The sequence below is a fragment of the Nocardia exalbida NBRC 100660 genome, from assembly GCF_000308575.1.
GTDB lineage: Bacteria > Actinomycetota > Actinomycetes > Mycobacteriales > Mycobacteriaceae > Nocardia > Nocardia exalbida.
In genome coordinates this window covers 1-21656 of sequence record NZ_BAFZ01000163.1, presented here as the reverse complement: position 1 = coordinate 21656, position 21656 = coordinate 1, and the positions used below count along the sequence as shown (strand labels likewise).

The 21656-nt window shown below is 68.8% G+C and carries 21 protein-coding genes; 10 read left to right on the top strand and 11 right to left on the bottom strand.

The window, feature by feature from the left end; translation table 11 throughout:
- From ON29_RS31960 to ON29_RS31945, 4 genes are all read left to right on the top strand, one after another.
- A complete protein-coding gene (locus tag ON29_RS31960; protein ID WP_245549283.1) occupies positions 1 to 672 on the top strand; it encodes a DUF2267 domain-containing protein in 672 nt (223 codons plus the stop codon).
- A 259-nt stretch (positions 673 to 931) separates the two neighbouring features.
- Positions 932 to 1588, top strand: coding sequence for a response regulator (locus ON29_RS31955; protein ID WP_040871987.1), 657 nt, complete (start codon positions 932 to 934; stop codon positions 1586 to 1588).
- 38 nt (positions 1589 to 1626) lie between these two features.
- Positions 1627 to 3399, top strand: a complete 1773-nt coding sequence (locus ON29_RS31950) for a sensor histidine kinase (RefSeq protein WP_083864213.1) — start codon at positions 1627 to 1629, stop codon at positions 3397 to 3399.
- A 44-nt stretch (positions 3400 to 3443) separates the two neighbouring features.
- Entirely contained in the window at positions 3444 to 4457 is a 1014-nt protein-coding gene (locus ON29_RS31945; protein ID WP_040871946.1) for a methyltransferase, read from the top strand.
- Positions 4458 to 4624: 167 nt separating this feature from the next.
- Here the strand turns inward: ON29_RS31945 and ON29_RS31940 are convergent, their stop codons facing one another.
- From ON29_RS31940 to ON29_RS31895, 10 genes are all read right to left on the bottom strand, one after another.
- Positions 4625 to 5962: a hypothetical protein gene (locus ON29_RS31940; RefSeq protein ID WP_040871945.1), complete on the bottom strand. Its 1338-nt coding sequence runs from the start codon at positions 5960 to 5962 to the stop codon at positions 4625 to 4627.
- Positions 5959 to 6345: a hypothetical protein gene (locus ON29_RS31935; protein WP_040871944.1), complete on the bottom strand. Its 387-nt coding sequence runs from the start codon at positions 6343 to 6345 to the stop codon at positions 5959 to 5961. Before ON29_RS31935 ends, ON29_RS31940 begins: the two co-directional genes overlap by 4 nt.
- Positions 6345 to 6533: a hypothetical protein gene (locus ON29_RS31930; RefSeq protein ID WP_040871943.1), complete on the bottom strand. Its 189-nt coding sequence runs from the start codon at positions 6531 to 6533 to the stop codon at positions 6345 to 6347. Before ON29_RS31930 ends, ON29_RS31935 begins: the two co-directional genes overlap by 1 nt.
- The gene (locus ON29_RS31925; protein ID WP_444543626.1) at positions 6530 to 8407 is read right to left on the bottom strand and encodes a hypothetical protein; all 1878 of its coding nucleotides are present in this window, start codon (positions 8405 to 8407) and stop codon (positions 6530 to 6532) included. Before ON29_RS31925 ends, ON29_RS31930 begins: the two co-directional genes overlap by 4 nt.
- Before the next feature lie 74 nt (positions 8408 to 8481).
- Positions 8482 to 9357, bottom strand: a complete 876-nt coding sequence (locus ON29_RS31920; protein WP_051175836.1) for a lysophospholipid acyltransferase family protein — start codon at positions 9355 to 9357, stop codon at positions 8482 to 8484.
- A gap of 18 nt (positions 9358 to 9375) precedes the next feature.
- Positions 9376 to 10077: a hypothetical protein gene (locus ON29_RS34200; protein WP_051175835.1), complete on the bottom strand. Its 702-nt coding sequence runs from the start codon at positions 10075 to 10077 to the stop codon at positions 9376 to 9378.
- Positions 10077 to 10637, bottom strand: a complete 561-nt coding sequence (locus ON29_RS31910; RefSeq protein WP_040871942.1) for a hypothetical protein — start codon at positions 10635 to 10637, stop codon at positions 10077 to 10079. The genes ON29_RS34200 and ON29_RS31910 overlap by 1 nt, the downstream gene beginning before the upstream one ends.
- A gap of 146 nt (positions 10638 to 10783) precedes the next feature.
- Positions 10784 to 12130 (bottom strand): glucarate dehydratase, encoded by a 1347-nt coding sequence (gudD, locus tag ON29_RS31905; RefSeq protein WP_040871941.1) that lies wholly within the window; start codon positions 12128 to 12130, stop codon positions 10784 to 10786.
- Positions 12127 to 13530, bottom strand: a complete 1404-nt coding sequence (locus ON29_RS31900; protein WP_040871940.1) for an MFS transporter — start codon at positions 13528 to 13530, stop codon at positions 12127 to 12129. The genes gudD and ON29_RS31900 overlap by 4 nt, the downstream gene beginning before the upstream one ends.
- Before the next feature lie 126 nt (positions 13531 to 13656).
- Complete coding sequence (locus ON29_RS31895) at positions 13657 to 14580, bottom strand: LysR substrate-binding domain-containing protein (protein WP_040871939.1); 924 nt, start codon at positions 14578 to 14580, stop codon at positions 13657 to 13659.
- A gap of 103 nt (positions 14581 to 14683) precedes the next feature.
- Between ON29_RS31895 and kdgD the strand changes: the two genes are divergently transcribed.
- The gene (gene kdgD, locus ON29_RS31890; protein ID WP_040871938.1) at positions 14684 to 15598 is read left to right on the top strand and encodes a 5-dehydro-4-deoxyglucarate dehydratase; all 915 of its coding nucleotides are present in this window, start codon (positions 14684 to 14686) and stop codon (positions 15596 to 15598) included.
- Positions 15598 to 17199 (top strand): aldehyde dehydrogenase (NADP(+)), encoded by a 1602-nt coding sequence (locus ON29_RS31885; protein ID WP_040871937.1) that lies wholly within the window; start codon positions 15598 to 15600, stop codon positions 17197 to 17199. Before kdgD ends, ON29_RS31885 begins: the two co-directional genes overlap by 1 nt.
- 89 nt (positions 17200 to 17288) lie before the next feature.
- Here ON29_RS31885 and ON29_RS31880 read toward each other — a convergent pair whose 3' ends face one another.
- A complete protein-coding gene (locus ON29_RS31880; protein ID WP_040871936.1) occupies positions 17289 to 17555 on the bottom strand; it encodes a hypothetical protein in 267 nt (88 codons plus the stop codon).
- Positions 17556 to 17939: 384 nt separating this feature from the next.
- On the opposite strand from ON29_RS31880, the gene ON29_RS31875 reads away from it, so the two are divergent.
- From ON29_RS31875 to ON29_RS31860, 4 genes are all read left to right on the top strand, one after another.
- Complete coding sequence (locus ON29_RS31875) at positions 17940 to 18686, top strand: FadR/GntR family transcriptional regulator (RefSeq protein ID WP_051175834.1); 747 nt, start codon at positions 17940 to 17942, stop codon at positions 18684 to 18686.
- A gap of 3 nt (positions 18687 to 18689) precedes the next feature.
- Positions 18690 to 19424, top strand: a complete 735-nt coding sequence (locus tag ON29_RS34195) for a PDC sensor domain-containing protein (protein ID WP_157172982.1) — start codon at positions 18690 to 18692, stop codon at positions 19422 to 19424.
- 98 nt (positions 19425 to 19522) lie between these two features.
- The gene (locus ON29_RS31865) at positions 19523 to 19738 is read left to right on the top strand and encodes a hypothetical protein (protein WP_040871935.1); all 216 of its coding nucleotides are present in this window, start codon (positions 19523 to 19525) and stop codon (positions 19736 to 19738) included.
- 454 nt (positions 19739 to 20192) lie between these two features.
- On the top strand, positions 20193 to 21656 hold a 1464-nt coding region (locus ON29_RS31860), incomplete at its 3' end, for an amino acid adenylation domain-containing protein (RefSeq protein ID WP_040871934.1).

Sequence of the window (21656 nt, the reverse complement as noted above, 5' to 3'; positions counted from 1 at the left end):
GTGAAAGGCACCCCCATGAGCTACCACCGCGACCCCCTCGCACCCGCGATACACACCGCGCACGAATGGCTGCGCACTCTCGCCGACGGGCTCGCCACCGAAGACCGGCCCTTCGCGCACCGCGCCTTGCGCGCCTGGCTGCACACCGTTCGTGACCGCATCGGCGTCAACGCCTCCGCGCACCTGAGCGCCCAGCTGCCCGAACTCCTGCGCGGGATCTACTACGAGGGCTGGGTTCCCGCGCACGTCCCCGTTTCGCACGACGTACCCTCGTTCGTCGATCAGTTCGCGCGGGAAGCGGGCGTCTCCAGGGACGAGGCCTACGCGCTCGCGGGCGCGGTGACCGACGCGCTGGCCGACTTGTTCTCTCCCGGACAGCTCGATCACGTGTTCGCCTGGCTGCCGGAAGATCTGCGGGCGGTACTGCGCGGAACCGACCTGGCGGGCACCTTGCCGGAGAAGACCGCGATCCGGCCATCGGAATCGCCCCGTCTCGACGAACTGGACAGCCGCCTGCGGGCACTCACCGACGCGGTGACGGTGCTCGCCCGCAGCCTCGAAGCGACTTCTGGTGGCGACGCGGGCGATACCGAGCAGCTTTCCGCCGCCCGGCAAGCCCACCGGATCCTGATCGCCGAAGGACTCGCCCGCTCCGAGGCACCCACGCGCTGACCCGATCCCCTGCGGCGGGCCGGCTTCCGGCGCGTCGTCCCCAGCCGCGCCGCGCATGCCGGCTTCCGGCGCGTCGTCCCCAGCCGCGCCGCGCATTTCGCAGCGCGCCGCGCGCAGCACGACGCGGCTGCGCGAATTCACGATGGGCCCGCCCCTTCTGCGATGCCTATTCGGCCGGGAAAAGGACTTTGGTCCGTACCGAGCCTTCCGCCCCCTGCGTAGTGTCGACCACACACCCGCTCCCGGATTGGACACCATCATGATCACGGTGTTTCTGGTCGACGATCACGAGATCGTCCGTCGCGGCCTCGCCGACCTGCTCTCCGACGACCCGGAACTGTCGGTGATCGGCGAAGCGGGCGACGTCGCCCAGGCACTCGCCCGCATCCCCGCACTCCGCCCCGACGTCGCCGTGCTCGACGTGCGCCTGCCCGACGGCAACGGCATCGAGCTGTGCCGCGACCTGCTGTCCAAACTCGACGACCTGCGCTGCCTGATCCTCACCTCGTTCACCGACGAACAAGCCATGCTCGACGCGATCCTGGCCGGGGCCAGCGGTTATGTGGTCAAGGACATCAAGGGCATGGAGCTGGCCAAGGCCATCAAGGAAGTCGGCGCAGGCCGCTCCCTGCTGGACAACCGCGCCGCCGCCGCCCTCATGCAACGACTGCGCGCCAACACCGACCAGGACGGTCCCCTGGCCGGCCTCACCGAGCAGGAACGCAAACTCCTCGATCTCCTCGGCGAAGGACTGACCAACCGGCAAATCGCGCAGCGCATGTTCCTCGCCGAGAAAACCGTGAAGAACTACGTCTCCCGGCTGCTCGCCAAACTCGGGCTGGAACGGCGCACTCAGGCCGCGGTCTACGCCTCCAAACTCCGCTCCCGTTCACCCGGCTCCACCATCGACTTCTGATCGTTCATTTCCGCCACGGGGTGAAATATCCTGGAGCAATGGCGAGCAGCCGCGCTGACGGCGTTCCAGGGGCAGCGCAGCCGACCGATTACGCGTCGGCCGACGCCTATTCGGTGCGTGACACGCTCTCGCAACTGCGGTTGCGCGAACTGCTCGGCGAGGTCAAAGACCGCATCGAGCAGATCATCGACGCCCGCGACCGGATGGACGGCCTGGTCGAGGCCATGCTCACCGTCACCTCCGGCCTGGATCTGGACCGCACGTTGCGCACCATCGTGCACACCGCGATCTCCCTGGTCGACGCGCGCTACGGCGCACTCGGTGTCCGCGGCCACGACCAGCAACTCACCCAGTTCATCTACGAAGGCATCGACGAACCCACCCGCGAACGAATCGGTGACCTCCCCCAAGGCCACGGCGTACTCGGACTACTGTTCAGCCAACCCAAACCCATCCGGCTGGACAACCTCGCCGACCACCCCTCCTCGGTCGGCTTCCCCGCCCACCACCCACCGATGCGCACCTTTCTCGGCGTACCCGTCCGCATCCGCGACGAAGTGTTCGGCAACCTCTACCTCACCGAGAAAACCGGCGGCCAGCCCTTCACCGAAGACGACGAAGTCATCGTGCGAGCCCTCGCCGCCGCCGCCGGCATCGCGATCGACAACGCACACCTCTACGAATCCGCCCGCACCCGGCAAGCCTGGATCGAAGCCACCCGCGACATCACCACCGAATTCCTCGCAGGCACCGCACCCGACCGAGTCCTCACCGACCTCGTGCAGGCCACCTGCCGACTCACCGGCTCGCAACAGACCTTCCTGGCGGTCGTCCCGGACCCCGAGAGCCCGCCCGGGGAGATCACCGAACTCCTGATCACCCACACCGCGGGCAGCGCGGACGATCAGCGGCTGATCAAACTCCCCCTCGGCGACACCACGATCGGCCAGGCGTTCGGCTTGCGTTCTCCGCAACGAGTCGACGACGCGCGCCGCGCCGATCTCGGCAAGATCTTCCCCGCCGCCGGACCCGCCCTGGTGTTGCCCATGCAAACCTCCGACTCCACCGTCGGCGTGTTGGTGGCGCTGCGCGCGGTGGAGTCGGCGCCCTATGACGACGAGATCCTCGCATTGACCGCCGCCTTCACCGACCAAGCCGCTCTGGCGATGCGGCTGGCCGACGCCCAACAGCGCATGCGGGAGCTGGACATCCTCTCCGACCGCGACCGCATCGCCCGCGACCTGCACGACCACGTCATCCAGCGCCTGTTCGCCGTCGGATTGAGCCTGCAAGGCACCGTGCCCCGCACCCGCGTCCCCGAGGTGCGCGAACGCCTCACCGACGCCATCAACGACCTGCAAGACGTGGTCCAGGAGATCCGCACCTCCATCTTCGACCTGCACGGCGGCGACAGCCACGGCGCGCAAGTCCGCCAACGCATCGAGGAAGCCATCCGGCAGCAGACCGACGCCGGTGGACTGCGCACCTCCGTGCGCATCACCGGTCCCCTCTCGGTGATCGACCCGGAACTGGCCGACCACGCCGAAGCCGTTGTCCGCGAAGCAGTCAGCAACGCCGTGCGGCACTCCGGCGCCGACACCATCGCGATCGAGATCACCGTGGCCGACGACCTGACCGTCGTCATCGAGGACGACGGACGCGGTATGCCCGCCGATGTGACGCCGAGCGGACTGACCAATCTGGCCCGGCGCGCCGAGCAGGCCGCCGGAACTTTCACCGTCACGGCGGGTACCAGCCCGGACGGCAACCCAGCGGGCACCCGATTGTGCTGGACAGTGCCGCTGCGCTGATCATCGAGAGTCCGGTAAGGGCGCATTGCCGAACGAGGAGGGTCATGGCCGAGGAGCCGACGGAGTGGGGTGGAGCGCTGTGGGCTGCTGCCGATTTGGTGACCCCCATGGCCATCCGGGTGGCGGCGACGCTGCGGCTGGCCGACCACATCGCCGCGGGCACACGGACGGCCCAGGCGCTGACCACGGTGGTGGACGCGGACCGGGACGCGCTGGGACGCCTCTTGGACCACCTCGTGACCGCCGGGGTGTTGTCTCGTGTGGATCCCGGTATTTACGGCCTGACGGCGTTGGGTGAGCGCCTGCGCGACGATCATCCGGAAGGAGTGCGACGCTGGATCGATCTGGAAGGCGCCGTCGGACGCGCCGATCTGTGCTTCGTGCAGCTGTTGCACACCGTTCGCACCGGTGAACCCGCGTTCCCACGTCAGTTCGGCCGCCCGTTCTGGGACGATCTGTCCGCAGACCCGGGGCTGGGAGCGTCTTTCGACGCGCTGATGGGAGCCCGGCTGGTGCATGACGCGCCCGCGGTGGCCGACGCCTACCCATGGGGCGCACTGGGGCACGTCATCGACGTGGGCGGCGGCGACGCCAGCCTGCTCATCGCCCTCCTTCGCACCCACGGCGCACTGCGCGGGACAGTCATCGACCTGCCCGGCCCGGTGGCCCGCGCGGACCGGGCCATCGCCTCCGCCGGACTGGCCCATCGAGCCGACGCACAGGTCGGCAGCTTCTTCGATCCCCTTCCCGCCGGAGCGGGCGGCTATCTGCTCTCCGGTGTCCTGCACGACTGGGACGACGAGGCCGCGGTCCGCATCTTGCAGCGCTGCGCCGAGGCGGCCTCGGAGACGGGAAGGGTGCTCGTCGTCGACCACATCGGCGATACCGCCGGCGGGCCGCCGGACACCGAGGGAGATCTCCGGATGCTCTGCTACGTCCGCGGCCGGGAACGCACCCTCGACCAAGTGAGCGCGCTGGCCGAGTCGGCCCGCCTCCAGGTCGGCTCGGTCGTCCCGGCGGGTTCGCGGTCGATCATCGCGTTGCGTCCTACTAGCTGAGCCACCACCGAGCGGGCGCACCGGGCCTCAGCTCGCCACTTCAATTCGTGTTCGCACCGGATGGGATCCAGGCGGCTCAGCACGGATCCCTTCCGAGGTGGATTGCGCCGCTCGTCGAGGTGGGGGCCCGCTGACCGGATTCAGGGAGGCGGGTTCGAACGCCTCGGTCACGACTCGAAGAGAAGGTACAGACCGGTGAAGGTGAAACCCACCATGACCAGCATCAGCGCCAGTTGACCGGTGACCCGGTGGGCCCGCGGCAGCAGCCGCAGGCAGCGGTCGTGCGCGGCGGCTACGCCGAGGATGTGGCCGATCACCACGGCCAGCACCTTGATCGTCCCGAGCACCGCGGGGTGGGCGGACAGGAGGTAGGCGACGTCGCGGTCGGCGAGGCCGGCGAGGTTCCATCCTCGTCCGAACGGATCCGCGAACAAAAGCACCGTCGCCTGGCCCTTCTCGACCAGGAACGTGAGGTAGTGGGCCACCAGATAGCCCGCGACGATCGGGGTCAGGCTGGCGGCGAGGCGAACCGGAAGCAATGTCCGGTCGGCCGCGGAGAGGCCGCCGGTGGCGCGGGAGGCGGTCCGGAACGCGACGGCGACGACGAGGATGAAGCCCAGCAGCCCCGCTGTCTTCAGGAGGGTCGGCAGGACATCGGATCCGCTGCCACCGGCGTGGGCCAGCAGCCCGCGCCAGGAAGGGAATGTGGTGAAGCTGTCGAACGCCGTCGAGCCGAGCAAAGTGGCGGCCACGGCCACCCCGCCGATCCGCACCGGGGTGCCCGTCAGGTTGTCCAACGGCGATCGCAGGACGAGGGCACCGGTCTCGCGCCGGCCGACCGGGCTCAGCCTGCCCAGCAGACTGCTGTACACCTCCAGCGGATCGGCGTGCTCGGCCCATGCGGTGCCGCACACGATCAGTCCCGTCGTGCTCACGACGAGGTAGGCCACGAACCACGTGGTCACGGCGCTCACCGAGCCGGGTTCCGGGTAGGCCAGTTCGAGCCACACGAAAGAGAACAAACCCAGCACCGCGGGCCACTGTCCCCAACAATCGGGATAACGCACCAAACCGTCGGCGGGCCGACGCCCCCACATCAGGCAGATGGCGCGATGCACCGCACGCACCGGTGACAAGACCTTCCACACGGGTCCGGCGATCAGCGAGGCGACCATGACACCGACCCACAGGAAGACGTAGACGACACCGGGGACGGGGCTGCGCGCCGGGTCGGAAGGCCCGAACAGGCCGATCGCGACGACGACGAAGGTGAGAGCCACGCTCAGCGTCGAGATCGCGACCCGGACCGCCCGCGAGTCCACGACAGCTCGCACTACCGGCGGCAGCGCGACCCCCGGCGACCGGGAATCGAGCCGGGGTTCGCGCCAGGCGAGCACCAGCACCGCGAACGAGAAGGTCAAGGCCCAGGCGGCTCCGATGAGCGCGTACGACAACGGGATCGGCAGGTCGGTTGCGCCGCCGATGCCGTGGGCGAGAACTGTCATCCGCGCACGAGCAGCGTCGCCACCGTGCGCCGGGCGTGGTGCAGTTCGATCTCCACCCGCCCTGGCACGTCCACCGTGAAGCGGAACCGCTGACCGGCACCAGGGGCGATCGCGAAGGTGTGCTGGGGCGTGGCGTGGACGTGCAGTTCGTCGTCGGTGTCGCTGTCGACCACGATCTCGATCGGCCGTCCGACCCTGGTTTCCAGGCGCACGTCGGCCGGGCTCACCGAGCCGGCGGCGATCCGCACGGCGACGACGAGACTGTCCGACTCCCCGGCTACGGTGGCCGTCGGCGCGGTGGCGGCGGGATCCGATGCGGCGCAGCCTGCCACGAGCAGACCACCCACGAGGACGAGTGCGCCCCGATGCCGCGCGAATGCCATCACTCCTCCTTCTCCCCACCGTGCTCGGACGGCGAACCGGACGCTCGATCGCGCTCTTCGGCGCGACGATCCCGCACAGCGACGAGAACTACGACGGCGACGACGAGCAGGGCGGGCAGGAAGGCGGGTATCGCGAGCAGGATCGAATGATCGGCCAGCACGTCCACGCTGCCGGAGCCACGAGTCATCGCGAGACCGCCGGTTCCGGCACGGCCGTTCGGCTCGTGCGCGGATACCGGTCGTTGATGCGCGCGGCGCCCCAGGACAGCGCCCCGACGAGGATGAGGCTGCACGCCAGCACAACGAGCGACGCCGCGGCGAACAGCCAGGAGGGGTAGTCGAACGACCGCTCCCGCTGAAGCACGGAGATCTCGCCGATGAACGGCCGGGTGAACGAGGCGAGCGCGGGCACCTCCTCGACGCCGATGCCGGGGTCGGCGGCCATGAAGATCGGCGCCGCGGTCAACACGCGCCCGTCCTGCATCCGCAGGACGGTCTTCCACGATCCGTGCGCCGGAACGGGTTCGGTGGAGACGTAGTGCCCGGCTTCCACTCGCTGGAGGTGGTCGACGACCAGCCCACGGCCGGGACTGTCCGAGCCGATCCCGCCCTGCCAGGCGAGGATCTGCATCCATTCGGGATCGGAGCCGACGAGATCACCGGGCGTGACGCGGACGTCCGCGAGCACCATCCTTCCGTCCGTGTCCGATCCGGCGTCGCGCAGTGTGACCGTGGCGGTGGCCTGTTCCGGTACGTCGATCAGCAGCCCGTTGGCGGTCGCGGCCGCCACGATCAGCACCGCGGCGACCATCAACCCGCGGCGCACCGGCGGGCGTGGCAGCGGCTCGCCCCGCAACGTCATCGCCAGCAGCGCGCCGACGACACCGCCCGCGATGCCGGTGGGCACTGCCATCGCCAGCAGTTCCGGCCACATGGCGGTCGGCCAGGGGTTGACGAACATCGCACCGACCCAGAGCGATTCGAGCCACAGCCCAACGGTCGCGATCCCCAGACCGCAGATCGCGCCCCACCAGATCGGCCGCCGGGTGAGCGGCAGCAGCGCGAGCAGTTCCACCACGACCGCGCAGCCCAGATAGAGCGGGAAGACATTGCGTGGCGCGTCGATGATCGGACCGCCGACCAGCACGGCCACCACGGTCCGCACCAGAGCGGCGAAGCCGACCACCACCAGCGTGCTGAACGGCCCCAGGCTCGCGCGCGCGGCGACCAGGGAGATGGCCGCCGCGGCGGCGATGAGCATCGGTTGCAGCACGAGCCGGAATTGCTGCACGCCGAAGTCGAATTCCACCTGGAACACCGAGAGCCCGATGAGCAGGCCACCGAAGGCGAACGTCCGCAGCAGCCACATCAACCGGCCGTCGGCTCGGTCGGGTTCGGGCCTGCTGTGCCTGCCCTCGAATTCGAGCAGCAACACACCGACCAGCGACAAACCCGCGCCGCCGATGAGCATCAGATGCGTCGGCCCCCACAGCGTGACGTCCTGCCCGAAGATCCGATGCCAGATGTCGTCGAGGGGGAACCCGATCAAGGCGTAGAGACCGGCGCCCGCGATCAGGATGCCGCCGACAGGCGCGTACCAGGTACGGGTGATGCGGACCGCCGCGGCGCCCGGCTTCTCGTCCAGGGGCAGCACGATCGCCGACATTCCCGCGGTGAACAGGAAGAACAATCCCGCCAGGATGAAGTAGTGCGCCGGATTCGCCAGCGGGCCGTTGTCGCGGCCGTTGCCCACGTGCAGGCTGACATCCCAGATGAAGCCCAGCAAAGCCGTCAGAATCGTCGCGAGGAACATCGCCAGCGGAAGGGCGACCCAGCCGGGGCGATTGAACAGGCGGCCGAGACGATCGGCGACTCGCTGCAGCCAGCTGATCCGGCGGGTGCGGTGCAGATACCCGACCCACAACAAAACGAGGGCCACCACTCCGGCGGCGCCGGTCATGATCGCTACCTGGTCCAGCGCCGCTCCGCCGCCCTCGGCGCCGGGTGCGGCGAACCATCCGACCTGATCATGCGCGATGTCGCGCACGGAGACCTCCATCACACGCAGGAATATATGTTACGAACGGTACCACGAAAGGCGTCGCCAGGGGCCGCGAATGGCGCGAACGGTTCCGTTCAGCCGACGATCGGCAGGTTGCGTTCCTCGTCCAGCCTGGTCAGCGCCTCTTGCATGATCCCGGTGACGTGCTGGTAGGCCGCCTTCGGATCGAGCTCGGGACCCGACACCGCCCGCAGATCGATCGGGTCCAGGAACTCGACGGTGATCTTGCTGGGCAACGGCAGATGCCCGGCGAGGTCACCGACGTCGAGCCCCCACGGAAGAGCGATCGAAATGGGGAACACCTTCAGCCGCAGCATGCGGTCCAGCCGCAACAGGCGCGCGATCCGGTCCCCGCGGGTGAGCACCAGCTGGGTCTGCTGCGCACCGATGTTCACCACCGGCACGATCGGCACCCGCTCGTTCCAAGCCAGACGGAGAAAACCGGTGCGACCGGCGAAGTCGACGCGGTCCTCCTCCCAGGTCGGGCGGTGCACCTCCCAGTCGCCGCCGGGGTAGACCAGCACCGCGGCGCCGTCGCGCAGCGCCTGCTCGGCGTTGCCCGGGTCCGCGTTCACCGTGCCGAAGCGGCGCAGCAACGAGCCGATCACCGGGTAGGCCATCACCATGTCGTGGGCGAGCTGGAAGAAGGGCCGGTGCGGGCCGAAACGGCGGACGAAGGCCAGGGTCGTCACCAGCACCTCCGGCGAAACGTTCCCGCCCGAGTGGTTGCTCACCAGCAACACCGGCCCCTGCTCGGGAATCCGCTCCAGGCCGCGCACCTCCGCCCGGAAGTAGAGGCGCACCAGCAGCCAGCCGAGGCCCATGGTGTCCGCGATGAACTTCGGGTCACGGTCGGAGGGGTCCGCGGTGGGAACCCGCGCTTTCACTTGCCGGGCGACCCAGTTCGTCGCGTGATCGACCGTTCCGCCGGCCAGTCGCAAGACACTCATGGGCAACGACTTCCGTGACTAGCCGCCGATCGAGAGCAGCTGGTCGAAGAACGCCCGGTACCCGCGCAGCGCCTGCCGCAGCCCCTCGGTGTCGGACGTGTCGCCGCGCCGCTCGTCCAGTTCGCGTTTGCGCTGCTGGTAGGTGGCGGTGATCTGGTCGATGATGTCGCTGAGCAGTGTGTCCGCACGGGCGACGGCGTCGCTCGGATCGTCGACGAAGGTCACCTGGGCCTCCCGCCACTGGGTGCGCAGGCGATCCAGGTCGGTGTCGGCGAACAGCGGCGCGGGCTGGTCTTGGGCCGAGGGGGCAGCGGTCGGCGTGACGCCCGAGCCGGTACCCGAGTCGCGTGAAGCGGCTTGCTCGGCCGTCCCGATGCTGCCGCGCTCGGCATCGTCGCCGAGTTCGGCGTGGGTGGCGTGCTGTCCTGCCGGAGCGTTCCCGCGGACCGACTCCGCTTCCTGGCCCACGGGACCGGGCCGATTCGGCTCGGACGCGACATCGGTGGTCCGTGCGCGTCCGTCCTCGTCGATCAGATCAGGGTTCGCCGTCCGCTCCGCATCCTGGCGCGTTGCGGCGGATTCGCCCACGGTGCCTGCTTCGTGACGACGCTCGGCCTCACCGGACATGTCGTACTGCGACTCGGCGCGGGTTTCCCCCGCTGCCGCCGACTCCCCTTCCGCCTCGACGCTGTACGGCCGCCGTTCGGACTCGGTACTCATTATTTCACGTCCCTCTTCCCCTGATCGGTCACTCCGACCAGGTCTTCGAACAGTTCCCGGTAGTGCACGATGGCCGTGCGACGATCCTCGGTGGACACCGCGGCGCCCGCGGGCCGAGTCGCGATATCGTGCGCGGCGCGATAATGGCCCAGCGGCTCGGCGTGCTCCACGGAGAGATCCGCCAGCTGCTGCTCGTAGTTCTCCGTGGGGTAGCCGCGCTCCGACATGATCGTGGTGACGAGGCGGTCGGCTTCGGTCAGCGCCCCGGCGGGGTCGTCGATGAATCGTTCCTGCACCTCTACCCAGCGGGTGGAATAGACCCGTTTCTCGTCGTCCGAGAGATCGCGCAACCGCAACTGCGAGTGCCTGCGTTCGCGCTCGGCGAGTTCCCGCTCGGCGGTCTTGCGGTCCTCGAGTTCCTGGACCGTCCGGTCGTATTCCGGGCCGAACCGGCGCCGTAGTCGCTGCCTGCGCAGCGCGGGCCACACCAGCAAGGCGATGATGGCCACGACGACGACAATGGCGATGACGACAATGATTGCCCATACTCCAGCCGACATCCGAACCTCCTTGTCGAGCTTGTCCGCTGGGGTAATGCCTCCTCGCCGTGGTTCCAAACACATGTTCGTCAAGGGGATTCGACGGACGCGGCAGGGCCGCTCGGACACCCCCTCACATCCGGTGTCCGAGCGGCCCTGCGCCGAGTTCAGCGCACCAGCGCCGGTCGCTTGCTGTCGAAGCGCCAGCCCGGCACGAGGTACTGCATGGTCGCGGCGTCGTCGCGATCGCCGAGGCCGGCCCGGTGGTAGAGCTCGTTGGCGGCCGCGATCCGCTCGTCATCGAGCTCGACGCCGAGTCCCGGGCGCGCGGGCAAGGTGAGCATGCCGTCGGCGATGCGGTAGGGGTCGCGGGTGATGCGCTGGCCGTCCTGCCAGATCCAATGAGTGTCGATGGCGGTGATGGTGCCGGGGGCGGCCGCGGCGACGTGAGTGAACATCGCCAGGGAGACATCGAAGTGGTTGTTGGAGTGCGAGCCCCAGGTCAGCCCCCACGCGTCGCACAACTGGGCGACGCGGACCGAGCCCGCCATGGTCCAGAAATGCGGGTCGGCGAGCGGGATGTCGACCGCGCCCGCGCGCACGGTGTGGCCGAGTTCGCGCCAGTCGGTGGCGATCATGTTGGTGGCGGTGGGCAGACCGGTCGCCCGCTTGAATTCCGCCATGACCTCGCGACCGGAGTAGGAACCCTCCGGACCCACCGGGTCTTCGGCGTAGGCGAGAACATCGGTGAGTCCGCGGCACAGTTCCACGGCCTCGCTCAGCAGCCACCCGCCGTTGGGGTCCAGGGTGATCCGCGCGTCCGGGAACTCCTCGGCGAGCGCGCGGACGGCGGCGGCTTCCTCCCGCCCGGCCAGTACCCCGCCCTTGAGTTTGAAGTCCCGGAAGCCGTAGCGCTCGCGGGCGGCGCGGGCGAGCGCGACCACGGCGTCCGGAGTGAGTGCCGCCTCGTGCCGCAGCCGCTGCCAGGTGTCGGCGGCGGCGGGCTCGTCGGCGGCGGATCGATAGGGCAGGTCGGTGCGGGTGCGGTCGCCAACGAAGAATAGGTAACCGAGCACCGGCACCGCGGTGCGCTGCACGCCGTCGCCGAGTAGTGCGGCCACCGGCACCTCCAAGTGCTGTCCGAGCAGGTCCAGCAGCGCGGATTCCACTGCGGTGACCGCGTGCACGGTGACCCGCAGGTCGAACGTCTGACTGCCGCGCCCGCCGGCGTCGCGACCGGCGAAGGTGCGGCGGATGTCGCCGAGCACGGCGTGGTAGTCGCCGATGGAGCGGCCGAGCACCATTTCCCCGGCGTCGGTGAGTGTGGCGCGGATGCGTTCACCGCCGGGCACCTCGCCCACTCCGGTGCGTCCCTCGGAATCGGTGAGGATCACCAGGTTGCGGGTGAAGTAGGGCGCGTGCGCGCCGCTGAGATTGAGCAGCATGCTGTCGTGGCCCGCGATCGGCACGACGCGCATGCCGGTGACGCGCGGAGTGCGCGGCGAGGATGTCATGACCGATTCTCCGAGGTGGTAGCGGCAAGGGCGTTCGGGAAGGCGACCGGTTCACGATCGGCGGCGGCGCCGGTGGGATCGGCGGGGGAACCGGAGTCGGCGGCGGTGGGGCGCGCACCACGCAGCAGCAGCACCGAGGCCGCGGCGAGCACCGAGGCGGCGGCCAGCGCGTACAGACCCCAGGTGACCTCGCCGGTGGCCGACTTCACCAGACCGAAGCCGTAGGGCGCGACGAAGCCGCCGAGGTTTCCGAGGGAGTTGATGATGGCGATGGCCGGCGCCAGGACCAGCGGGTGCAGTCCCGACTGCGGGATGGACCAGAACAGCGGGCTCGCGCTCTTGAAGCCCATCGCCGCCACGCACAGGAACACCAGGGCGAGCCACGGCGAGGTGATCGCGGCCAGATAGGTGCCGACAGCCGCGGTGAGCAGCGCGATGATCAGCAGCGGCCGCCGGTTGCCGGTGCGGTCACCGATCCGGGCCGAGACGTACATGGCGACCACGGCGCAGATCCACGGCAGGGAGGCGAGCAGGCCGACGGTGATGTCGTTCACGCCGTCGATGCGGCGGACGATCGAGGGCAGCCAGAACGTGTTGGCGTAGATGGAGAGCTGGATGGCGAAGTAGATCCAGCAGAAGAGCAGCAGCTTCGGATCGGCGAGCATGCGCCAGCGCGACGCTTTGTGCGCGACACCCGAATTGACGGCCTTGTCGATCTCCTCGTCGGCGATGGTTTCGCTCAGCGCTTTCCGCTCCCCCGCGGTCAGCCATTTCGCGTCTTCGATCCGGGAATCCAGAAAGAAGAAGGCGATACAGCCGACGATCACCGAGACCATTCCCTCGAGGCCGAACATCCATTGCCAGCCGTGCAGACCCGCGCCGCCGTCTAGCGAGAGCAACGGACCGGACAGTGGCCCGGAGATCGCGGCCGCGATCGACGACCCGGCGACGAACAGTGCGGTGGCGCGGCCGCGGTGGCTATTGGGCAGCCATTTGGCCAGGTAGAAGATCACCGCGGGGAAGAATCCCGCCTCCGCGGCACCGAGCAGGAAGCGCAGGACGTAGAACATCGTTGCGTTCTGTACGACCATCATCGCCGCCGAGATCAGCCCCCAGCTGACCATGATCCGAGTGAGCCAGAGCCGCGCCCCGAACTTTTCCATCATCACGTTGCTCGGCAATTCGAACAGCGCGTAGGCGATGAAGAACACGCCCGCGCCGAACCCGTACGCGGCGGCGCCGATGCCGACGTCCGCTTCGAGATACTCGCGGGCGTAGCCGATATTGGATCGGTTTATCTGGTTGCAGATCAACATGACGATGAACAGCGGGACGACGCGTCGAAAGAATTTCGATACGGCCGCATCCAGTTCCGCAGTCGGCTGCCGAGTGAACGACATCGTCCACTCCTTTCGGTCGAACCACCACCGCGCTCCACGGTGCTGTGGGAAAGAGATCTTCGGGGCGAGTGACTCGCCTCACAGCACCGAACTTAGAGAGCAGGCACGATTCCCGTCCAACACCATTTACGGATGAATCGATACAGGAAAGGTATCGGATGGCGTTCCGGCCTGTTGCGCCAGCCCCGAGAGCAGGCGGGCCAGCGCCGGGTTCTCGTGGTCCTGCGGCCAGACGAGATCGAGTTCAACCACCCTGGCGACGCCGGCCAGTGGTCGATACCGGACGTTGTCGAACCGCATGCCCGCCGCCGACTCGGGCACCAGCGCCACGCCCCAATCCAGGTCGACCAGGGCGAGGATGCTGTGCACCTGGGTCATGTACTGGGTCACCACCGGCACCACCGCCGCGGCGTGCAGCACGCTGGTCACCAGTTGGTGGAAGTAGCGTGCTTCGACCGGGGCGTGCATGACCATGTCCGCGCCGTGCAATGCCGTGACCGGCAAGGGGTCGGCCGAGCCGGCGAGCGGATGACCACCGGGCAACGCGGCGATCAGGCCCTCGCGCACGAAGGTGCGGGTGGCCAGATCGGGCCGGGTGATCGGCGGGCGCACCATGCCCAGATCCAGCGATCCCTCCGAGAGCGCCTCCACCTGGTCCATCGTCACCAGCTCGCGCAGTTCCACATCGACATCCGGCAGCAGCGAACGCGCGGTCGACAGCACCAGGGGCAGGCCGGAATGCACGCTGGCGCCGGTGAAACCCACCCGCAGCACACCGCCGGTGCCCGCGGACACCCGGCGCACCGCCAGCGCCGCGCGCTCGGCCTGCTGCAACAGCCGGCGCGCGTCCACCAGGAAGGCCTGACCGGCGCGGGTGAGGCGGACCGTGCGATTGGCACGATCGAAGAGTTCCGCACCCACCTCCTTCTCCAGCAGCTGGATCTGCCTGCTCAGCGGCGGCTGCGTCATCCGGAGCCGCTCTGCCGCGCGCCCGAAGTGCAGTTCCTCGGCGACGGCAACGAAGTGGGTGAGCTGCACGAAGGTGAACATTCGATACCGACCTTGTATTGAAAGATATGCAAACAGTGTTGGACGTGAATCATAAATCGTTCCTAGGGTGGGCTCAGCCGGCCCATCGAACAGGAGAGCCACCATGACCACTGCCGCACCGCAGGACATCGCCCGGAAGCTCGGCTCCGGACTGTTGTCCTTTCCGGTCACCCATCTGCGCGCCGACGGCTCGTTCGACGAGGCCGCCTATCGGGAGAACATCGCCTGGCTCGGCGGCTACGACGCGTCCGGACTCTTCGCCGCGGGCGGCACCGGCGAGTTCTTCTCCCTCACCCTCGCCGAGGTGGAGCAGGTGGTCTCCGCCGCGGTAGCCGAAGCGCCGGAGGGACTGCCGGTCATCGCACCCGCCGGGTACGGCACGGCCACCGCGGTGGAGATGGCGCGGGCGGCGCAACGGGCGGGTGCGCACGGAATCCTGCTGCTGCCGCCGTATCTCACCGAGGCGAGCCAGGAAGGACTGGTCGCCCATGTCCGGCAGGTGTGCGCGGCCACCGACCTCGGCGTGATCATCTACTCGCGGGCCAATGCCGCCTACACCGAGACCGCCGTCGCCGAACTCGCCGACCGTTGCCCGAATCTGATCGGATTCAAGGACGGCATCGGCAACATCGAGCAGATGACCCGCATCTACGCCGCCCTGGGCGACCGACTCACCTACGTGGGCGGCCTGCCGACCGCGGAGATGTTCGCCCTGCCGTACCTGGCCCTCGGCGTGACGACCTACTCCTCGGCGATCTACAACTTCGTTCCGGAATTCGCGCTCGCCTTCTACCGGGCGCTGCGCGGCGGCGACACCGAGTTCGTGCGCACCGCGCTGAACGACTTCGTGATCCCCTATTGCGACCTGCGCAACCGTAAGCCGGGCTATGCGGTCAGCATCATCAAAGCGGGCATGACGGTGATCGGGCGTCCGGCAGGCCCGGTGCGCAGCCCGTTGACCGACCTCGACGACGTCGAACTCGCCGAGCTGGCCGACCTCGTGAAGAAGGTGAGCTGATGACCGCCGCACGCACCGATGCCGCGACTCCGACCGGCGCCAACCTGGTGGGCGCCACGGACGTCCCGGGCGCCGCCGGGCCGTTCCAGGCGACCGACCCGGCGACCGGCGCCGACCTCGGCCCGGTGTACCACGAAGCCGACGACGCGACGGTCGCCCGTGCCGCCGAACTGGCCGCGGCTGCCTTCGAGTCCTACCGGCACACCGGCTTCGGCCTCCGCGCGGCGTTCCTGGAGAGCATCGCGCGGGAGATCGAGGCGCTGGGCGATGTCCTCGTCGACCGGGTGATCGCCGAGACCGGGCTGCCCGAGGCCCGGGTGCGCTCAGAGATCGGCCGCACCACCGGCCAGTTGCGGCTCTTCGCCGAAGTGGTGCGCGAGGGCAGCTGGACCGGCGCCCGCTGGGACCGGCCCGACCCGCAGCGCAGTCCGCTGCCGAAACCCGATCTGCGGCAACGCCGGATCCCGCTCGGGCCGGTCGCGGTGTTCGCGGCGAGCAACTTTCCCCTCGCCTTCTCGGTGGCCGGTGGCGACACCGCCTCCGCCCTGGCGGCGGGCGCGCCCGTGGTGGTCAAGGCGCACCCCGCGCATCCGGGCACCTCCGAACTGGTGGGCCGGGCGGTGCGCGCGGCTGTACGCGGACACGACTTGCCCGAGGGCACCTTCTCGCTGATCCACGGCGGCGTGGACACCGGCTCGGCGCTGGTGCGCGACCCAAGGATCCGGGCGGTCGGCTTCACCGGCTCGCGGCGGGCCGGGCTCGCGCTCGTCGCGGCCGCCGCGGCGCGGCCTGTGCCCATCCCGGTCTTCGCCGAGATGTCGAGCGTCAATCCGGTGTTTGTGCTGCCGGGGGCCCTGGCCGAGCGCGGCGCGCGGCTCGGCGCCGAATTCGTCGCCTCGCTCACCACCGGCGTCGGGCAACTGTGCACCAGCCCCGGCCTGGTCTTCCTGGCCGACGGCCCGGGCGCCGACGACTTCGTGGATGCGGCGAGCGCGGCGGTCACCGCCGCCTCCGGTGCACCGATGCTGAACCCGGGCATCGCGTCCGCGTTCGCCACCGGTGTACGCCGCCTGGCCGCCACCGAAGCGGTGCGCACGGTCGCGACGGGCACCGACACCGGGGCCGTGTGCACCGGCGTGCCCCAGCTGTTCGTCACCACCGGTGAGCGGTTTCTGGCCGACCGGGACCTTCAAGAGGAAGTGTTCGGGCCCGCCTCGATCGTCGTCCGGGTGACCGGCGAGGAGCAGTTCGCCGCCCTGGTCGACGAGCTCGAGGGCCAGCTCACCGCGACGGTGCAGGCCGCGCCGTCCGATCACGAACTCGCCGGAGCCCTGCTCGGCAAGCTCGAACTGATCGCGGGCCGGGTGCTCTTCGACGGCTGGCCCACCGGAGTGGAGGTCGGCCACGCGGTGGTCCACGGCGGCCCGTTCCCCGCGACCAGCGCGCCCGCGACCACCTCCGTCGGCAGCCGCGCCATCGAGCGCTTCCTGCGCCCGGTCGCCTACCAGAACGTCCCCGATGACCTTCTCGCCGACGAGATCCGCGCGGACAACCCGCTCGGCATCTGGCGGCGCGTGGACGGGGCCATCACGCGGGACTGAGATCCGGTCCGTGTGGGTAGTACCGAGCGGCACGCCCGGCGATATCGCCGGGCGTGCCGCCGCCTCGAGTCATTGCCGCTCGGCGGGCGTCATGCCCACGCCTGCTGCCCGGTCGCCATGGGCAGCGGCGGGATGAGTTTCGCCCAGAACTCCCGGCGCACCGCGTCCCACAGCCTCGCCAACTCCGGGAAAAGTTCTCGGGCCCCCGCTAGGTCGGGGTAGTTCTCGGGACTGAAGGACACGACGGGCGACGCATCGCAGGTGTTGTCCACGGCGACGATCGCGATCAGATGGTGCCGCACGAAACGCCAGGTCACCCGTACACCGTCGACTTCCGTATGGCGCACGTCATCCATCGCCGACACCTTGGCGCCGCGCGCCGCGTGCGCGCTCGCCCTCTTGGTCTACCAGCCGTAACACCGTCGTCTCGGCGGCCGCCGACCCACCACGGCGGGCCCGCCACCGTGGTCGCTCGCTATGACTGCTCCGGCTCTCCGACATGAAGAAATCCCGCTCCGATCGCGACACCCGTGGGTCCGGGTGCCTCTGAGGCCAGTTCCACGACAATTAACATAAGACATTAGAGGTCATAGTTCAATGCCGGGGCGCAACTATCGCTGCTCGAGTGCGTTCGCCCCCGTGTCGCGCCGGGCATTCGCCGGCCGGTACCTCTAATCTCAGACTTCATATTTCAAGTGTTCGTTGACTAGGATCGATCTACATCCCATCGAGGAGTCGCGTTGTCCAAGCGGGAGAGCGCCGGATTGTCCGCTCTCGGCGCCGTGCTGTCACCGCTCGAGGGTGGCGGTCCGAAAACCGAGGCCGTGGTGCAGCGACTGTGTGCCGCCATCGGCCTCGGCCTGATGGTCGACGGCCAGCAGTTGCCGAGTGAGACCGAACTGGCCAACCAATTGGGCGTGTCGACGATGACCCTGCGGGAAGCGCTGGCCGTCCTCCGGCAACGCGGCATCGTGCACACCAAGCGCGGACGCGGCGGTGGCAGTTTCATCCAGGGCGCCGCGGAGGCCTTGGAGAGCACGTCCTTGGTGAAGTTGCAGCAGATGAGCATCCAGGAATTGCGCGATCTGGGAGACGAACACTTCGCCGTCACCGGCGCGACCGCCGTATTCGCCGCACGCCGCGGACTGCGGGCCGATATCGCCCGGCTCCGGTCCTTGGCCGACCGGCTGGAGAGCAGCAGCGAACCCATTTCGGCGCGCCGGGCCGACAGCCGCTTTCATATCGAAATGGCGGTGTGCGCACAATCCACCCGGCTGACCCGTGCCCAGGTCGCTCTGCAAGCCGAACTCTCCGCACTGCTCTGGTTGCCCGGGCTGGAACTTGATCCGGCAGCCGAAGCGACCGCTCACCGTGACTTGGTGGACGCGATCGAAAGAGAAGACGATACCCGGGCGAGAGAACTGGCAGAATCACAAACCGAATCACGTATCCGCCGCCTCGTAGCCCTTCGCTTGGAGCTCACTTGATCGATGAGGGACACCGATGAAGATGCCGCCCCGGTGACCGTCGAGTCGCTCGCTTCGGCCGTCACAGAACTGGCCGAGGAGATCTACCAGTCGCTGGGAATCATCGGGTCCGAGCTGGCCACACTGTGGGAAGACTTGGCCGGAGAGCGACAGCTCGCCCCCCGATCGGCCGACTTGGCACCTCTGCGCGAGACCATCGTCGGCGAACTCGAACGGCGCGGGAAGCTGCTCGAGAGCGCGGGCGTAGTGATGGCCGACGGCATTCTCGCCGATCGCCCCCGGTACTTGGAGTGGTGGTTGCTGGACGCACAGCGCAGGCCGCAGCGCCTGGTGCTGGAATTGAATCCCGACAGCGAATACTTCTACGACTACACCGGAATGGAATGGTTCGCGATACCGCGAGCGCAGGGCCGCCGCTGGGCGCATGGGCCGTGTCTCGATTACGCGTGCACCGATCAGTACGTCTGCACCTTCGCGGTACCGGTCACGACCACCTCGGGAACTTTCCTCGGAATCGCCGGTGCGGACGTCCCGGTCGCCTCGATCGAGGAGATTCTGCTGCCACGCTTCCGGGCATATGAGCGGCGAGTGGTGCTGGTGAACAACGAAGGGCGCGTCATCATGGGGACCGATCCCGAATTCACCACAGGATCCAAGACGAGCCGGATGGACCGGCCCGCCGCGGCGGTGCCGATCGAGGCGACGGCCTGGTCGTTGTATCCGCTGGGACAGCGGTAGCGGCGCCACCCACGCAGCGGGATCGCGCGGACGGCATGTGGTGCGCCCCGATGAATGGGGTCGTGCGACGCGCAGGAGTTCGCCGAATACTCGTGCCCATGAAGGCGATCACCACGAGCCTCCTCGTGACGGCCACACTCCTCGCTCCGCTGCCGACCGCGTCCGCCGCGCCGCTCGAACAGCAGGCGCCCATCGCGGAGACCGGGTCGGCGTCGACCGGATCCGCCACCCAGGCGCTGTGCCGATTGCTGCGCATGCTGCGCGCCGGGTACGTCGACAGTTCCGGCGGCGGTCCCGCTTGCACATTCCCCTGATGCCGCGGACGGCAACCGCTCGCGGCACAGCCGAGGAATCATCCGTCCCGGACACGACCGCCGACCCGCCTATGCGCCATCATTGTCACCGAGATCGCTTGCCGCGCTTGCATTCTCGGAATAGCAAGCGGAGCGGACCCGCGCCGCCGAGACCGGGACTCGTGCGCCGGAGAGCGAGCGGGCCGAGGGCCGCGGGGGTGCGGCGGCACTGGACTGGAGCGCCTGGTCGGCGAAAGATGTGAGACGCAGCATAATTCGCCCGGCGCTGCCGTATGCCGTGCCGTAGGCAGGTCACCGGCTGTGTACTGTCCGGGCGGGGGCAGGCACTCTGGACTTCTCGCGAGAGGACTACCGGCGTGTCTGCGACACCATTGCGAGCAAGTAGCGAGGTCGTGGGTCGGATCGAGGGTGTTCGGTGTGAGAACCGGCGCCGCCTGAAGGAGAGAGTACGGGAATGAAGATGGATCGCCGTTCTGCGCGTGGAAATCGCCGTCGCCGCTCCGGCGCTCCCCTCTTCGGGCAACTGCTCACCGCCGCGGTCGAATCCGCCGCCGACACGGTGGCGATCCGGTTCTCTCCGACCGGTGACCCCGCCGACACCGTGCAGCTGACCTACCGGCAACTCGACGAATCGTCGTCTCGGCTGGCGCGGGAGTTGATCGACCGAGGACTTGGCCCCGGTGACGTGGTGGCCATCGGCATACGGCGCTCGCTCGAGTCGGTGCTGTCGGTGTGGGCGATCGCCAAGACGGGCGCCGCCTATGTGCCGATCGATCCCACCTATCCGCCCGACCGGATCGCCTACATGGTGTCCGATTCCGGAGCAGCGCTCGGTCTGACCACTTCCGCCTACCGCGAGGCGCTCGGCACCTCCCTCCCCTGGATCGAACTCGACGATCCGCGAGACCAGGAGCGAATCGAGCGGTGGCCCGCGCACCCCGTCTCGTACACCGATCGGGTGCGGCTGCTCACCGAGCAGCACCCCGCCTATGTCATCTTCACCTCCGGTTCGACCGGCCGGCCCAAGGGTGTCGTGGTCACCCACTCCGGATTGGGCGCGATGGTGGCGTCCGAACGCGAGCGCTACGACGTCACGGAAGGCTCGCGGGTGATGCACATCTGCTCGCCGAACTTCGACGTGTCGGTGCTGGAACTGCTGCTCGCCTTCGGCACCGGATCCACCCTGGTCATCGCGCCGCCGACGGTGTTCGGCGGGTTCGAACTCGCCGATCTGCTTCGGCGCGAACGCGTTACGCACATGCTCATCACTCCCGGTGCGCTGGAATCGGTGGACCCCGCGGGCCTGACGGACCTGCGCGTCGTCATGGTCATCGGCGACAGGTTCGGCCCCCACCTGGTGCACCGGTGGGCCGGTGACGGCCGCGCGATGATCAACGGTTACGGCCCCACCGAGGCCACCGTCATCGCGACCAGCAGCGCGCCGCTCGTGCCGGGTGAGACGGTCACCATCGGCAGCGCGATACCCGGATTCGGCTTGTTCGTGCTGGATTCCCGCTTGCGCCCGGCTCCGGCCGGCGTGATCGGCGAGCTGTATCTGTCGGGTCCCGCGCTGGCGCAGGGTTATCTGGACCGGCGAGGTCTCACCGCGGCACGCTTCGTGACCAACCCGTTCGGCGGTGACGCCGGTAGTCCTGGGTCGCGCATGTACCGAACCGGCGATCTGGCCCGCCGTCTGAGTTCGGGTGGCATCGAGGTACTCGGACGTTCCGACTTCCAGGTGAAGGTTCGTGGCTTCCGCGTCGAACTGGGCGAGATCGATGACGCGCTGAGCCGCCATCCGGATGTCGAGTTCGCGGTGACCTTGGGCAAACGGCAACCGAACGGGACGACCATGCTGGTGTCCTACGTGCTGCCCGAAGCGGCCACGGTCGACGCGGCGGGCACCGCGATCGACTTC

What these genes read in the sequence shown, in the direction of transcription:
- ON29_RS31955 (WP_040871987.1), top strand. Translation starts at nt 932, where the DNA reads ATGATCACGGTGTTTCTGGTCGACGATCACGAGATCGTCCGTCGCGGC.
- ON29_RS31950 (WP_083864213.1), top strand. Translation starts at nt 1,627, where the DNA reads ATGGCGAGCAGCCGCGCTGACGGCGTTCCAGGGGCAGCGCAGCCGACC.
- ON29_RS31945 (WP_040871946.1), top strand. Translation starts at nt 3,444, where the DNA reads ATGGCCGAGGAGCCGACGGAGTGGGGTGGAGCGCTGTGGGCTGCTGCC.
- ON29_RS31940 (WP_040871945.1), bottom strand. Translation starts at nt 5,962, where the DNA reads ATGACAGTTCTCGCCCACGGCATCGGCGGCGCAACCGACCTGCCGATC.
- ON29_RS31935 (WP_040871944.1), bottom strand. Translation starts at nt 6,345, where the DNA reads ATGGCATTCGCGCGGCATCGGGGCGCACTCGTCCTCGTGGGTGGTCTG.
- ON29_RS31930 (WP_040871943.1), bottom strand. Translation starts at nt 6,533, where the DNA reads ATGACTCGTGGCTCCGGCAGCGTGGACGTGCTGGCCGATCATTCGATC.
- ON29_RS31920 (WP_051175836.1), bottom strand. Translation starts at nt 9,357, where the DNA reads ATGAGTGTCTTGCGACTGGCCGGCGGAACGGTCGATCACGCGACGAAC.
- ON29_RS34200 (WP_051175835.1), bottom strand. Translation starts at nt 10,077, where the DNA reads ATGAGTACCGAGTCCGAACGGCGGCCGTACAGCGTCGAGGCGGAAGGG.
- ON29_RS31910 (WP_040871942.1), bottom strand. Translation starts at nt 10,637, where the DNA reads ATGTCGGCTGGAGTATGGGCAATCATTGTCGTCATCGCCATTGTCGTC.
- gudD (WP_040871941.1), bottom strand. Translation starts at nt 12,130, where the DNA reads ATGACATCCTCGCCGCGCACTCCGCGCGTCACCGGCATGCGCGTCGTG.
- ON29_RS31900 (WP_040871940.1), bottom strand. Translation starts at nt 13,530, where the DNA reads ATGTCGTTCACTCGGCAGCCGACTGCGGAACTGGATGCGGCCGTATCG.
- ON29_RS31895 (WP_040871939.1), bottom strand. Translation starts at nt 14,580, where the DNA reads ATGTTCACCTTCGTGCAGCTCACCCACTTCGTTGCCGTCGCCGAGGAA.
- kdgD (WP_040871938.1), top strand. Translation starts at nt 14,684, where the DNA reads ATGACCACTGCCGCACCGCAGGACATCGCCCGGAAGCTCGGCTCCGGA.
- ON29_RS31885 (WP_040871937.1), top strand. Translation starts at nt 15,598, where the DNA reads ATGACCGCCGCACGCACCGATGCCGCGACTCCGACCGGCGCCAACCTG.
- ON29_RS31880 (WP_040871936.1), bottom strand. Translation starts at nt 17,555, where the DNA reads ATGGATGACGTGCGCCATACGGAAGTCGACGGTGTACGGGTGACCTGG.
- ON29_RS34195 (WP_157172982.1), top strand. Translation starts at nt 18,690, where the DNA reads ATGAGGGACACCGATGAAGATGCCGCCCCGGTGACCGTCGAGTCGCTC.
- ON29_RS31865 (WP_040871935.1), top strand. Translation starts at nt 19,523, where the DNA reads ATGAAGGCGATCACCACGAGCCTCCTCGTGACGGCCACACTCCTCGCT.